The organism is Streptomyces sp. NPDC057253, from assembly GCF_042669125.1.
Taxonomy (GTDB): Bacteria; Actinomycetota; Actinomycetes; order Streptomycetales; family Streptomycetaceae; genus Streptomyces.
In genome coordinates this window covers 13679-26612 of record NZ_JBHUXV010000025.1, presented here as the reverse complement: position 1 = coordinate 26612, position 12934 = coordinate 13679, and the positions used below count along the sequence as shown (strand labels likewise).

At 72.1% G+C, this 12934-nt stretch carries 13 protein-coding genes; 6 read left to right on the top strand and 7 right to left on the bottom strand.

Annotated elements, in window-relative coordinates; genetic code table 11:
- Positions 1–21: 21 nt before the first annotated feature.
- The 3 genes from ACFULQ_RS16355 to ACFULQ_RS16345 form a co-directional block, all read right to left on the bottom strand.
- Positions 22–1287, bottom strand: a complete 1266-nt coding sequence (locus ACFULQ_RS16355; protein WP_383543869.1) for an NAD(P)/FAD-dependent oxidoreductase — start codon at positions 1285–1287, stop codon at positions 22–24.
- A gap of 135 nt (positions 1288–1422) precedes the next feature.
- Positions 1423–2664, bottom strand: a complete 1242-nt coding sequence (locus ACFULQ_RS16350) for a deoxyguanosinetriphosphate triphosphohydrolase (RefSeq protein WP_383543866.1) — start codon at positions 2662–2664, stop codon at positions 1423–1425.
- Positions 2665–2720: 56 nt separating this feature from the next.
- Entirely contained in the window at positions 2721–3557 is an 837-nt protein-coding gene (locus ACFULQ_RS16345; RefSeq protein ID WP_383543863.1) for a sirohydrochlorin chelatase, read from the bottom strand.
- Positions 3558–3768: 211 nt separating this feature from the next.
- Between ACFULQ_RS16345 and ACFULQ_RS16340 the strand changes: the two genes are divergently transcribed.
- Complete coding sequence (locus tag ACFULQ_RS16340) at positions 3769–4455, top strand: vancomycin high temperature exclusion protein (RefSeq protein ID WP_383543860.1); 687 nt, start codon at positions 3769–3771, stop codon at positions 4453–4455.
- Between the two features lie 125 nt (positions 4456–4580).
- Positions 4581–6707 carry a molybdopterin oxidoreductase family protein gene (locus tag ACFULQ_RS16335; protein ID WP_383543858.1) on the top strand — a complete coding sequence of 709 codons (2127 nt, stop codon included), beginning with the start codon at positions 4581–4583 and terminating at the stop codon, positions 6705–6707.
- 1 nt (position 6708) lies between these two features.
- Here the strand turns inward: ACFULQ_RS16335 and ACFULQ_RS16330 are convergent, their stop codons facing one another.
- Complete coding sequence (locus ACFULQ_RS16330) at positions 6709–7128, bottom strand: gamma-glutamylcyclotransferase family protein (protein WP_383543856.1); 420 nt, start codon at positions 7126–7128, stop codon at positions 6709–6711.
- Between the two features lie 131 nt (positions 7129–7259).
- Here ACFULQ_RS16330 and ACFULQ_RS16325 point away from each other — a divergent pair, with 131 nt between their 5' ends.
- Entirely contained in the window at positions 7260–8915 is a 1656-nt protein-coding gene (locus ACFULQ_RS16325) for a M4 family metallopeptidase (protein ID WP_383543852.1), read from the top strand.
- A gap of 77 nt (positions 8916–8992) precedes the next feature.
- Positions 8993–9337, top strand: coding sequence for a hypothetical protein (locus ACFULQ_RS16320; protein WP_383543850.1), 345 nt, complete (start codon positions 8993–8995; stop codon positions 9335–9337).
- A gap of 11 nt (positions 9338–9348) precedes the next feature.
- On the opposite strand, the gene ACFULQ_RS16315 is transcribed toward ACFULQ_RS16320, so the two are convergent.
- The gene (locus tag ACFULQ_RS16315) at positions 9349–9918 is read right to left on the bottom strand and encodes an NADPH-dependent FMN reductase (protein WP_383543847.1); all 570 of its coding nucleotides are present in this window, start codon (positions 9916–9918) and stop codon (positions 9349–9351) included.
- 278 nt (positions 9919–10196) lie between these two features.
- Between ACFULQ_RS16315 and ACFULQ_RS16310 the strand changes: the two genes are divergently transcribed.
- Both ACFULQ_RS16310 and ACFULQ_RS16305 read left to right on the top strand, forming a co-directional pair.
- Positions 10197–10718 (top strand): hypothetical protein, encoded by a 522-nt coding sequence (locus tag ACFULQ_RS16310; RefSeq protein WP_383543844.1) that lies wholly within the window; start codon positions 10197–10199, stop codon positions 10716–10718.
- Between the two features lie 112 nt (positions 10719–10830).
- Positions 10831–11463: a class F sortase gene (locus ACFULQ_RS16305; protein ID WP_383543842.1), complete on the top strand. Its 633-nt coding sequence runs from the start codon at positions 10831–10833 to the stop codon at positions 11461–11463.
- A gap of 58 nt (positions 11464–11521) precedes the next feature.
- Here the strand turns inward: ACFULQ_RS16305 and cpt are convergent, their stop codons facing one another.
- Together cpt and ACFULQ_RS16295 are read right to left on the bottom strand one after the other, a co-directional pair.
- A complete protein-coding gene (cpt, locus tag ACFULQ_RS16300) occupies positions 11522–12067 on the bottom strand; it encodes a chloramphenicol phosphotransferase CPT (RefSeq protein WP_383543840.1) in 546 nt (181 codons plus the stop codon).
- 15 nt (positions 12068–12082) lie between these two features.
- Entirely contained in the window at positions 12083–12865 is a 783-nt protein-coding gene (locus ACFULQ_RS16295; protein ID WP_383543837.1) for a sulfite exporter TauE/SafE family protein, read from the bottom strand.
- Between the last annotated feature and the right edge of the window lie 69 nt (positions 12866–12934).

Sequence of the window (12934 nt, the reverse complement as noted above, 5' to 3'; positions counted from 1 at the left end):
TCTACGGGGAGGTACTGACACCTACGGGACGAGGCTGACGAGTGGAACGTGCGGGTCCGCGAGCGCCTCCGTGTCCACCTGAGCCCCGGAGCGGATCAGTGCCTGGATCGGCTCTGTGACGTCCCACACGTTGACGTTCATCCCGGCCAGCACACGGCCCTGCTTCACCCAGAACGCGATGAACTCGCGCTTGCCGGCGTCTCCCCGGATCACCACTTCGTCGTAGGAGCCCGGGGGCGCCCAGCCGCTGTACTCCATCCCCAGGTCGTACTGATCGGAGAAGAAGTAGGGCACTCGGTCGTACGTCACCTGACGGCCCAGCATCGCCCGCGCCGCCGCCGGACCGCCGTTGAGGGCGTTGGCCCAGTGCTCGACCCTGAGCCGGGAGTCGAAGAGGGCGTGGTGGAAGGAGGCCACGTCACCGGCCGCGTGGATGTCGGGGTCGGAGGTGCGCAGTTGTTCGTCCACCGCGATCCCGCCGCCGTGGGCCCGGTCCGCCAGCTCCAGCCCCGACTGCTCGGCGAGGGCGACCCGCGGGGCCGCGCCGACCGCCGCGAGGACGTCGTGCGCCGGATGCTCCTCGCCGTCGTCGGTGCGGGCCGCGAGGACCATGCCGTCCTGGCCCACGATCTCCGTCAGTCTCGCCCCGAAGTGGAAGCGGACGCCGTGCTCGCGGTGCAGCTCCGCGAAGACATTGCCGAGCTCGGGGCCGAGGACCGAGTACAGCGGGGTCGACAGGGGCTCGACGACGGTGACCTCGGCGCCGTACTCCCGGGCCGCCGCCGCGACCTCCAGGCCGATCCAGCCGGCCCCGGCGATCACCAGGTGGCCGTTGTCCCGGCCCAGGGCCGCCAGGACGCCCTTGAGGCGCTCGGCGTGGGCGAGGCGGCGCAGATGGTGGACTCCGGCCAGGTCGGTGCCGGGGATGTCCAGCCGCCGGGGCTCGGCGCCGGTGGCCAGCAGCAGTTTGTCGTAGCGGACGACGGTGCCGTCCTCGCCGAAGCGGACCGTCCTGGCCGCGCGGTCGATGGCGTCGACGGTCTCGCCGAGGTGCAGCTCGATGTCGTTGCGCGCGTACCAGGCGGGTTCGTGCACGAAGACGCTGTCGCGCTCCTCCTTGCCGAGGAGGTAGCCCTTGGAGAGCGGCGGACGCTCGTAGGGGTGGTCGCGTTCGTCGCAGATCAGTATCACGCGGCCGGTGAAGCCCTCCGTCCGGAGCGTCTCGGCCGCCTTGGCGCCGGCGAGACCGCCGCCCACGATGACAAAAGTCTGATCCGCGTCGACCACTTGATGCCTCCTCTTTGACGTGCCGCCACCTTGGAGCGTCCCGCACGGAGCGTGAGGGGGGAAGAGGGAGTGGCCCGATCAGGCCACGGAGGGTCACATTCGGGCTTGTTTCCCGTCACTCCTGTCGCGTGCTTTCTACACGTGCCCCATGAGACGCGCATGAAGCGAGCGGGCCGACGCGTCGGTGAGGGACGCGATCTGGTCGACGATCACCCGCTTGCGGGCACGGTCGTCGGCCGCCCGGTCGAACAGTGCCCGGAACTGGGGGTCGAGGCCGTCCGGGGCGCGGACGGTGAGCGCCTCGGCGAGTTCCGCGACCACGATCCGCTGGTCGGCCCGCAGCCGCTCCTGCTCGGCGCGCTGCATGACGTACCGGTCGGCGACGGCCTTGAGGACCGCGCACTCCAGGCGGGTCTCGTGCGGTACGACGAGCTCGGCGTCGTATCTGGTGAGCCGCCCGCTGCCGTGGCGCTCGCGGGTGGCGGCCTCGGCGGAGAGGCAGAAGCGGCCGATGAGCTGGCTGGTGGCGTCCTTGAGGCGGGCCTGGGCGACGGCGGAGCCGTCGTAGCCGTGCGGCCACCACTCCTGGTCCTGGAGCCGGTCGAGGGCGGCCGCGAGCTCCGCGGGGTCGGTGTCGGCGGGGACGTACCGGCCGAGGGCCACCTCGAAGACCGCTGCCCGTTCCGGTTCGGCGTGCAGGCAGTTGGGGTCGATGTGGCCGGCGTGCAGGCCGTCCTCGACGTCGTGGACGGAGTACGCCACGTCGTCGGACCAGTCCATGACCTGGGCCTCGAAGGTGGTGCGGGTGTCGGGGGCGTCCTTGCGGATCCAGTCGAAGACCGGTCTGTCGTCCTCGTACACGCCGAACTTCGGGGAGGGGTGCGCCCCGCGCGGCCAGGGGTATTTGGTGGCCGCGTCGAGGGTGGCCCGGGTGAGGTTGAGGCCGACCGAGCCTTCCTCGGTGAAGCGCTTGGGTTCGATGCGGGTGAGGAGCCGCAGGGACTGGGCGTTGCCCTCGAAGCCGCCGCAGTCGTCGGCGAATTCGTTCAGGGCCTGTTCGCCGTTGTGACCGAACGGGGGGTGACCGAGGTCGTGGGCGAGGCAGGCGGCCTCCACCAGGTCGGGGTCGCAGCCGAGGGCCGCGCCGAGCTCGCGGCCGACCTGGGCGCATTCCAGGGAGTGGGTGAGGCGGGTGCGGGGGCTGGCGTCCCAGACCTGGCTGAGGGTGCCCGGTGTGACGACCTGTGTCTTGCCGGCGAGCCTTCTGAGCGCGGCGGAGTGGAGGATGCGGGCGCGGTCGCGTTGGAAGGCGGTGCGGCCGGGGCGCTTGTCGGGTTCGGGGGCCCAGCGTTCGGTTGACTGCGGGTCGTACGGCATGTCTTGACAGTACGGGCAGGGACTGACAATTCGCCGGTTCGTCCGCCGGGTTCCGGTTATACGGCGAGTGCGGGTAGTGGGTGGCTGGTCGCGCCCCGCGGCGGAGCCGCAAATTGACACAGCCCCGCGCCCCTGAGGTCAGTCACCTGGTCGTAGCGGTGCAGGATCAGGTCCGTCATTGCGGGGTGCGTGCCCAGGGGCGCCGATGCGATCCACGGCGCCTTCTCCGCGCACTGCCTCGCGAAGAGGCCCGGAGCCGTGAAGTATGAGGCCACTGCGACCTTATGGCGGCCCCTTGCCGTCAGCGCCCTGATCGCCGTATCGACTGTCGGGGTCGCCGCCGAGGCGTACGCCGGGACCACCGGGACGCCGAGGCGCTCTGCGAGAAGTTGTGCCGTGCGGCGGGTGTCGACGGCCGACTCCGGGTCCCGGGAACCCGCCGAGGCCAGGACAACCGCGCTCTCGCGGCGGGTCTCCTCGTCCGTCCGGGTGTCCCAGCCCGCTTCCACGAGGCGGGCGTGCAGGGCGTCCACCAGAAGCGGGTGCGGGCCCAGGGGCGCGGCCACACGCGTGCGTGCCGGGGACGCGGCCGCCATGTCCGGGATGTCGCGCTTGACGTGGTAGCCGCGGGACAGCAACAGCGGGACCAGGACCGCCTCCGCCGTGCCCAGGGACGCCAGCGTGTCCGGGAGCAGCGGTGCGTTGAGTTCGATGTGGCCCAGGTGCACCGGGAGGCCGGGGCGCCGGTCGCGGAGCCGGCCCAGCAGCTCGTGCACCGTGTTCAGGGTGCGCGGGTCGCGGCTGCCGTGGGCCACCAGGACGAGCGCGGGCGGCTCGGGGCGGCGCCGGTCGTCGAGCGCGACGAGGCTGGGCTGGCTGCTGATCCGGTTCATGCAGTGATGGTGGCGGGCCGAGGTTGCCTCCCCGTTTCACCGCAATAACGCAGGCTTTCAGGGCCTTCACCGCACGGGAGGGGGTCATGTGAGGTGGCGTGACCTGCGTTTTCACCCGCACGAGTGAGCCTGCTCACGTGCCGGTGGACGAACCGATCGGCTTGATCGCGCGTCTCTGGTTGTCGAGAAGGCGACCGGGAGGGACCGTCCGATGCGACTGCCGAAGGTGCGCAGGCCACGGCTGCCGCGCACGCGTGCCGGGCGGCGCAGGCTCGTGCAGGCCGTGATGGCGGGGTGTGTGCTCGCGCTGCTGCCCTCCACGTGGATGTACCTCGTGACGGACGGCCGGCTGCGCTCGACGGCCGACGTGCCCCGCACCGAGGTGGCCGTGGTCTTCGGCGCCGGGCTGTGGGACGGCGAGCCGTCGCCGTACCTCGCCCACCGGCTGGACGCGGCGGCGAAGCTGTACCGGGACGGGCGGATCAAGGTCGTCCTCGTCACCGGTGACAACAGCCGCGAGGACTACGACGAGCCCGACGCCATGCGCGCCTACCTCACACGGCACGGCGTCCCGGACACCCGGATCGTCAGTGACTACGCCGGCTTCGACACCTGGGACTCGTGCGTCCGCGCCCGGAAGATCTTCGGCGTGGACAGGGCGGTGCTGATCAGCCAGGGGTTCCACATCCGGCGCGCGGTCGCGCTCTGCGAGGCGGCGGGGATCACGTCGTACGGCGTCGGGGTGACCGCCAAGCACGACGTCACCTGGTACTACGGCGGCACGCGGGAGCTCTTCGCGGCGGGCAAGGCGGCCCTGGACGTGGTGTTCCGCCCGGATCCACGGTTCCTGGGACCGAAGGAGCCGGGCGTGACGAACGCGCTGGCCTCGGCGCACTGAGCGCCGGCTGTCAGGGGCAGGAGTGCGCGCCTCACCGCTCGGGGGCCCGCCGTGGGAGGTCGTCGTCGCGATGGCGTTACACGGAGCCGTCCCCGGCGTAACACGGCCGAAGCACGCTGAGGGGCATGCCGAACTCCGCGACGCCCACGCACTGCCCGTACTGCGCCCTGCAATGCGGCATGAACCTCACCCCCGCTCCGGACGGGACCGTCGAGGTCAGTGAGCGCGCGGACTTCCCGGTGAACCGGGGCGCGCTGTGCGGCAAGGGCCGTACCGCGCCCGCGGTGCTCTCGTCCCGGGTGCGCCTGACCTCGCCTTTGGTGCGCTCCGGCGGCACGCTGGTGCCCGCGACCTGGGACGAGGCGCTGGACCGGATCGCCGAGGGGCTGTCCCGCACGCGCACGGAGCATGGCCCGGACGCGTGCGGGGTCTTCGGTGGGGGCGGCCTCACCAACGAGAAGGCGTACACGCTCGGCAAGTTCGCACGGGTCGTCCTCGGCACCTCGCAGATCGACTACAACGGCCGCTTCTGCATGTCGTCCGCGGCGGCCGGCGGGATGAAGGCCTTCGGCCTGGACCGCGGGCTGCCCTTCCCGCTGGAGGACATCCCGAAGTCCGGCTGTGTCATCCTCGTCGGCTCCAACCTCGCCGAGACCATGCCGCCCTCCCTGCGGTTCTTCACCGAGCTCAAGGAGAACAGCGGCACACTGATCGTCATCGACCCGCGCCGCACGAGGACCGCCGAACAGGCCGACCTGCACCTCATGCCCCGCCCCGGCACCGACCTCGCCCTCGCGCTCGGGCTGCTGCACCTGGTCGTCGCCGAGGGGCTGGTCGACGAGGAGTACGTCCAGGAGCGCACGGTCGGCTGGGAGGACGCGCGGGCCGCAGCGATGGCCCACTGGCCGGAGTACGTGGAGCGGATCACCGGGGTGCCGGTGCCGCAACTGCGGGAGACGGTACGGCTGTTCTGCGAGCCGGAGTCCGCGATGGTGCTCACCGCACGCGGGCCCGAGCAGCAGTCCAAGGGCACCGACACCGTGAGCGCGTGGATCAACCTGTGCCTGGCGACCGGGCGGGCGGGACGGCCGTACAGCGGATACGGCTGCCTGACCGGGCAGGGCAACGGACAGGGCGGGCGCGAACACGGCCAGAAGGCCGACCAGTTGCCCGGCTACCGCAAGCTGGACGATCCGGCGGCGCGGGCCCATGTCGCCGAGGTGTGGGGCGTGGACCCCGACTCGCTGCCCGGACCGGGGCGCAGCGCCTACGAGTTGCTGGACGCGCTGGGTACGGACATCAGGTCGCTGCTGCTGATGGGCTCCAACCCGGTGGTGTCGGCGCCGCGTGCCGCGCACATCGAGGAGCGCGTCAAGTCCCTTGACTTCCTTGCCGTGTGCGATGTCGTGCTGTCCGAGACGGCGGCCCTCGCGGACGTGGTGCTGCCGGTGACGCAGTGGGCCGAGGAGACGGGTACGACGACCAACCTGGAGGGGCGGGTGCTGCTGCGCCGGAAGGCGATCACGGCTCCGGACGGCATCCGCAGCGACCTGGAGGTCCTGCATGAACTCGCCGACCGGCTCGGCGTGGAGAAGGGCTTCCCGACCGACCCCGAGGAGGTCTTCGAGGAACTGCGGCGGGCGAGCGCGGGCGGTCCGGCGGACTACTCCGGGATCACCTACCGGCGGCTGGCCGAGGAGAACGGGGTGTTCTGGCCGTGCCCGGCGGACGGGACGGCGCTGCCGACGGGCGAGGGGGCGGTGCCGACGGAGGAGACGGCGGGGATGCACCCCGGCACCCCGCGGCTCTTCCTGGACCGCTTCGCCCACCCGGACGGCCGGGCCCGCTTCGTCCCCGTCTCGCACCGGGCGGTCGCGGAGGAGCCGGACGCGGAGTACCCGGTGCTGTTGACGACCGGCCGGGTCGTGGCCCAGTACCAGTCCGGTGCGCAGACCCGCCGGGTGGACGAACTGAACGCCGCCGCGCCGGGTCCGTTCGTGGAGCTGCACCCGCGGCTCGCGGAGCGGCTCGGGGCCGCCGAGGGCGACCCGGTGGCCGTGGTCTCGCGGCGCGGGCGGGCCGTGGCGCCGGCCCGGATCACGCTCGGGATCCGTCCGGACACCGTGTTCATGCCGTTCCACTGGTACGGCGAGGGCCGCGCCAACACCCTCACCAACCCGGCGCTGGACCCGACGTCACGGATGCCGGAGTTCAAGGCGTGCGCGGTGCGGGTGGAGGCGGTGAAGCGGTAGCTCACCTCAGCAGCCAGTCGCCGCTCTCGATGAGCTTGCCGTGGGTGCGCAGGCGGGTGGCGACGGTGGGCGCGGCCACGTACACCCAGGCCCGTACGGACGTGCCGTCGGCCGTGCGGATCACCTCACGGGCCACGCGTTCGTACAGGTTGCGCGGGTCCTCGGGGGTGTACTCCTCCAACTCGTCGAGCGCGACGAGCAGTTCGGCGTAGGTGTCGGCCCGCGGGGTGACGAGTTCCCCCCTGACCTCTCCCCCGGTTCCCTCGACCACGTACGGATAGCCGGGGCCGTCGTACAGCAGCGCACCGGTCAGCCGGCCCGGCTCCTCCGAGCGGACGCGCCCGCGCAGGAAGAGGTCGTGGTTGACCTCGCCGGGGCGGAGGGTGCCGTAGACGAAGAACGGGAGTCTCGCGGGAGTCACAGAAACGATTCTCTCCCCTCACATACCTGCACGTGACGCGGTATGGACAGCGGCTTGTCATGGCCTCTTAAATCTTGGTCAACGTCCGCGCCACCCCCACGCGCCCCATTGGCGCCGTTCTGAGGAGACCGATGAGTCGGATACGGCCGTACGTCCGAGGTGCCCGTTCCCGTCGTCTCGCCACCGCCGGAGTGGCCGCCACCGCCGCCACCCTGCTCGCCGCCGCACTCTCCCCCGCCGCCGGTGCTGCCGACAGACCCACCAGGGCCACCGCCCTCGAGCACGCCACGTCGGCGCTCGCCGACCATGCCGCGGCGCTCGGGCTCACCTCCGCGCAGCGCACGAAGGTCCGTGACGTGATCGTGGACCCCGACGGCACCCAGCACGTCCGCTACGACCGCACCTACCGCCAACTGCCCGTGCTGGGCGGTGACTTCGTGGTCCACCTGGCGCCGGACGGGGCGTACAGGAGCTCCTCGCGCGCCACGAGGAACGCGATATCCCTCTCCAGCGTCACCCCGGCCCTGTCCGCCCCGAAGGCCGCCGACCTCGCGGCGAACGCGCTGAAGGCGGCCAACCTCGGCGAGACGCTGAAGAAGCTGACGGCCAAGCCGCAGCTGGTCGTCGACGCGCTGCACGGGGCGCCGAAGCTGGCCTGGCAGACGGACGCGGCGGCGCAGGACTCGCTCGGCAACCCGGTCGCCCGGACCGTCCTCACCGACGCCCGCACGGGGGCCCAGATCGACGCGTGGGACAGCATCGAGCAGGCCGCCGGTGACGGGAAGTCGCTGTACGGCGGCACGGTCGCGCTGAACACCACCCAGTCGGGATCGACGTACCAGCTCAAGGACCCGACGCGCGGCAACACCTACACCGGCGACGCGGCCAACAAGACCGACCTGTGCTTCCTGACCATCTGCATCAGCCGGGCGCCCGCGACCCTGTTCACCGACGCCGACAACCACTGGGGCACGGGGGCGACTTCGGACCGGGCGACGGCCGCGGTGGACGCGCAGTACGGGACCGACGTCACCTGGGACTACTACAAGAACGTCCACGGGCGGAACGGGATCGGCGGGGACGGCAAGGGCTCCTACAACCGCGTCCACTACGGCAACAACTACAACAACGCCTTCTGGGACGACAGTTGCTTCTGCATGACGTACGGCGACGGTGACGGGACGCAGCTCGGTCCGCTGGTGTCGCTGGACGTGGCGGGGCACGAGATGTCGCACGGCGTGACGTCGAAGACGGCGGCGCTGACGTACTCGGGCGAGTCGGGCGGGCTCAACGAGGCGACCTCCGACATCTTCGGCACACTCGTGGAGTTCTACGCGGGCAACTCCTCGGACGCCGGTGACTATCTGATCGGCGAGAAGATCGTCCGCTCCGGCTTCGGACGGGACGCCCTGCGCTACATGGACAAGCCCTCCAAGGACGGCAACTCCGCGGACTCCTGGAGCAGTTCGGTGGGCAACCTCGACGTCCACTACTCCTCCGGGGTCGCCAACCACTTCGCCTACCTGCTGGCCGAGGGCAGCGGTCCGAAGACCATCAACGGCGTCAGCTACAACTCCCCCACCTCCAACGGCTCCACGGTCACCGGGATCGGCCGGGACAAGCTGGGCGCGATCTGGTACCGGGCGCTGACGGTCTACATGACCTCCTCCACGAACTACGCGGGGGCACGGACGGCCACACTGAACGCGGCGAAGGATCTGCACGGTGCGGGCAGCGCGGAGTACAACGCGGTGGCGGCGGCCTGGAGCGCGGTGAACGTGAACTGACCGGCGTCCACCGGATCTTGTGACACGGCCGCTCCGGGCTTCCGGGGCGGCCGTACCGGTGACAGGGGGAGGGGCACGTGGGCGAGAACGACCCGCACATCCATGTCGAGGCGAAGGTGGTCCGCGGCGAGGCCGCCGTGCGCACCATGCTCGCGGCCACGTTCGGACTGGCCGGCGACCTGCCGAGCACCGTCGTCACGGGGTGCGGCCTGCGGGTGCCGTACGCCATGACCTCACCGCGACCGGACCGGGTGACCTGCCTGCCCTGCCGCGACCACGCCCGCACCGAGCACCTCCGCTTCGCCGACGAGATCGAACGGCTCGGCCGGTTGCCGGGTTCCTCGGTGACGGCGGCCGAGGCTGCGCGGGTCGCGGAACGGCATCGCGAGATCGCGGCGGGGTTCTCGGGGGCGGAGGGGTGACGGCACGCGCCTCACCCGCCGTACGGCGTGGTCTCCCTCCCCGCCCTCAGGACCCTCCCCCACCACACCAGCTGGTCCAGCATCGCCTTCGCCGCGGTGTCCGGGCCCTCCGTGTCCTTCGGGCGGCCGTTCTCGAAGGACGCGCCCGCGTTGTGGAAGCTCACCGTGTCGCGGACCGTCACCGCGTGGAGTTCGGCGAAGACCTGGCGGAGGTGTTCCACGGCTCGCAGGCCGCCCGAGACGCCGCCGTAGGAGACCAGGGCCACCGGCTTGGCCTGCCACTCGGTGAAGTGCCAGTCGACGAGGTTCTTCAGGCCCGCCGGGAACGAGTGGTTGTACTCGGGGGTGAGGACCACGAACGCGTCCGCCGACGCGAGCTTCGGGGTGACGGCGGAGGGTGCCGGAGGAGTGGCGAAGGACATGGGCAGGTCGGCCTCGGCGACGTCCACGACCTCGGCGACCAGGTCGTCGCGGTCGCGCAGCCGGTCGAGGAGCCACTCGGCGACCACCGGGCCGAAGCGGCCGTGGCGGTTGCTGCCGATGACGAGGGTGACCTTGAGGGGAGCGGTGTCTGTCTGCATGCGGGACAGCCTGATACCTCGACCAAAGTTGAGGTCAAGCAGGGACGGCGGCCCCGCCGTCACCCGTTCACACGCGCGCCCCGCACCCTTCGGGTTCTCTTCCGCGAGGGCCTCGCCGTACGGCGATGACCTGCTAAAACTCCGGCCGACCCGGCCCGGCGGGCGCCGATCTGACACCCATTCACCGTATTTCTGACGCACCCTCAGGAAGCGGGCCGGGCGCACTGCCACTTACCTCGAAAGCACAGGGATCCCACCCGAGAGTTCGAGGGAGCACCATGCGCACCACCGTCCGCCTGCTGACCGGCAGCGCGCTCGCCGTCGCCGCCGCGGGTCTCGTCTGCGCGCCGGCCCACGCCGGGGGCGCCGACGGGCTGGACGTCGTCCCGTCCTCGGTCGTGCCGGGCGGGTGGGTCACCGTGAACACGGCGGCGTGCGGGGACGACGGTGCGGGTGCGGGGGACGCGAGCGCGGTGGGGGCGGGCGCCTTCACGCTGGCGCCCAGCACGCACGGGGGCGACACGACCGGACGGTTCCGGGTGCCGCCGAGCGCGCAGCCGGGGACGTACGAGATCGTCGCGACCTGCGCGGAGAGCGGCCGGCAGGTGGCCGGCGACCTGGTGGTCACGCTGACCTCGCAGCGGCAGCCGGTGCATCCCAGAGGAAGTGTGAAGACGGGGGTCGGTGGCGCGCTCGGCCCCGACCCCGTGCAGACCGCGGCCGGTGTGGCGGCTCTCGCCGTCGCCGCCGCGGGCGGTACCTGGCTCCTGCATCGCCGGGCGAGAGGCGACGGGATCTGACGGACACCCTCCGCTGTCCGTCCGCCGGTACCGCATGTCCCCTCCCCCTCCGGGTCCGACGCCCCTCGCGGCCCGGAGGGGGACGGGCAGGCCAGCCGTAGAGGAGGCTCCTGTGCGCCACCGCAGACTCGGGAACACCGCGATAGCCGGGGTCACCGTGGTGGCCCTGTGCAGCGGCGCGTGGCTGCTGCGCAGCGGCGCCGAGACGCACGCCCCGCCGCAGCCGTCCGCCGCCCAGGCGCACTCCGCCCGCGGGGGCACCGCCGGGCGGGACGCGGCACCCGCCCTGCCGCCGTCCCCGCCGGACCGCGTCCGCATCCCCGCGATCCACGTGGACGCGCCCCTGATGGGCCTCGCGCTCACCCGCACCGGCAGCCTCGACGTGCCGCCGGCCTCGCGCGAGAACCTCGCCGGCTGGTACGAGGCCGGCACCACCCCAGGTGAGAAGGGCACCGCGATCGTCGCCGGGCATGTCGACAACGCCGAGGGACCCGCCGTCTTCTACGACCTCGGCGCGCTTCGCAAGGGCAGCGCGATCGAGGTGGACCGGCGGGACGGGAGCGTGGCGGTGTTCACGGTGGACGCGGTCGAGGTGTACGACGCGGAGGGCTTCCCCGACGAGAAGGTGTACGGCGCGGCGGCGCGGCCCGAGCTGCGGGTGATCACCTGCGGCGGGGGCTACTCACGCGCGACGGGTTACCGGGGGAACGTGGTGGTGTTCGCGCATCTCACGGGGAGCCGGTGACGAGGCCCGCGGGTGCCTCGGTGCACTCGCTCGGGGTTCCGCTGACGAGGCTCAACTTTCACAGGGAGTCGCCGACGACCGCCTCGGCGATGGCTCGTGCGCACACCAGGGCCTCGGTGCGGGTGGTGTCCACCTCTATGTCGTAGACCACCCCCTGGTGGACGATCTCCGCCTGCTTCTCGGCCATCCCCCGCACCCGGTCGCCCCGGACGATCTCCCGGCCCGCGGCCACCTCGGCGTCGCAGCGCACGCCGACCCACAGCACGTCCAGGCCGTCGAGGGTCTTCCGCCAGCGCTCCTGGGAGTGCGCGCCGCCCAGGAAGACGTCGTCGACGATCACCCGGGCCCCCGCCCACGCCGTCGCGGCGACCCCGGCCCGCCAGGCCGCCTCCAGCCGTGCGAACTCCTCGCCGACGCTCACCCCGCCGTCCGCCGCGAAGTCGATGCCCGCCTCGGAGGACTGGAGCGAGACCGGCATCGACTCCACGAGCCCGTCGATCCCGAAGGCCAGCCACGGATCCGGCAGCACCGCCTGTAGGCACCGCGCGATCCCTGACTTGCCGGAGCTGGAGCCGCCGTTGAGCACGATCACCTGAGTCGTCACGGCGCCACCGTAACGTCAGGCGAGCCACTGTTCGTACGCAATATTCGCGACCAGCGCGAAGACGACGGTCAGGAGCACGACCCGGACGAACCCGCTGCCCTTCTTCAGGGCGGTGTGCGCGCCGAGGGTGCCGCCGGCGAGGTTGAAGACGGCCATGAGCGCGGCCAGTTGCCACAGGACGGCGCCCTGCCAGGCGAACATCGCGAGCGCCCCGGCGTTGGTGCAGCAGTTGACGATCTTCGCGGTGGCGGAGGCGGTCACCAGGTCGAGGTGGAGGACCGCGGTGAGGGTGAGGACGAGGAAGGTGCCGGTGCCGGGGCCGATCAGACCGTCGTAGAAGCCGATGCCGAGGCCCGCGAGGCCGATCGCGGCGAGGACCTGGCGGCGGCCGGCCGGGCCGGTCGCGGGGGCGGTGCCGAAGGCGGGCCGCAGGATCACGAAGGCCGCGACCCCCAGCAGCACGACCAGGATCAGCGGCTTGAGCACCTCGGTGCTCATCCCGGCCGCGAAGAACGCGCCGGCCGAGGAGCCGGCGAGGGCCGCGAGACCGATGCGTACGGCCAGCCGTACGTCGACCCGTGTCCTGCGGGCGTACGTCACCGCCGCCCCCGACGTGCCGACGATGGCGACCGCCTTGTTGGTGCCGAGCGCGTACGCGGCCGGGGTGTTCGCGGGCAGCCCGAGCAGCAGGACCGGCAGCAGCAGGAGTCCCCCGCCGCCGACCACGGCGTCGATCCAGCCGGCCGCGAGGGCCGCGAGGCACAGGACGACGACCATGGTCAGCGATATGTCGGGCATGATCGCGACCCTACGGGACGGGGTTCGCACACCCCCGGCCACCTGGGCACAAGCTTTACTTGGGCGCGG

Bases quoted from the DNA above. Each gene is read 5' to 3' on its own strand.
- ACFULQ_RS16335 (WP_383543858.1), top strand. From the start codon at position 4,581: ATGCCGAACTCCGCGACGCCCACGCACTGCCCGTACTGCGCCCTGCAA.
- ACFULQ_RS16315 (WP_383543847.1), bottom strand. From the start codon at position 9,918: ATGCAGACAGACACCGCTCCCCTCAAGGTCACCCTCGTCATCGGCAGC.
- ACFULQ_RS16325 (WP_383543852.1), top strand. From the start codon at position 7,260: ATGAGTCGGATACGGCCGTACGTCCGAGGTGCCCGTTCCCGTCGTCTC.
- ACFULQ_RS16340 (WP_383543860.1), top strand. From the start codon at position 3,769: ATGCGACTGCCGAAGGTGCGCAGGCCACGGCTGCCGCGCACGCGTGCC.
- ACFULQ_RS16295 (WP_383543837.1), bottom strand. From the start codon at position 12,865: ATGCCCGACATATCGCTGACCATGGTCGTCGTCCTGTGCCTCGCGGCC.
- ACFULQ_RS16345 (WP_383543863.1), bottom strand. From the start codon at position 3,557: ATGAACCGGATCAGCAGCCAGCCCAGCCTCGTCGCGCTCGACGACCGG.
- ACFULQ_RS16310 (WP_383543844.1), top strand. From the start codon at position 10,197: ATGCGCACCACCGTCCGCCTGCTGACCGGCAGCGCGCTCGCCGTCGCC.
- ACFULQ_RS16350 (WP_383543866.1), bottom strand. From the start codon at position 2,664: ATGCCGTACGACCCGCAGTCAACCGAACGCTGGGCCCCCGAACCCGAC.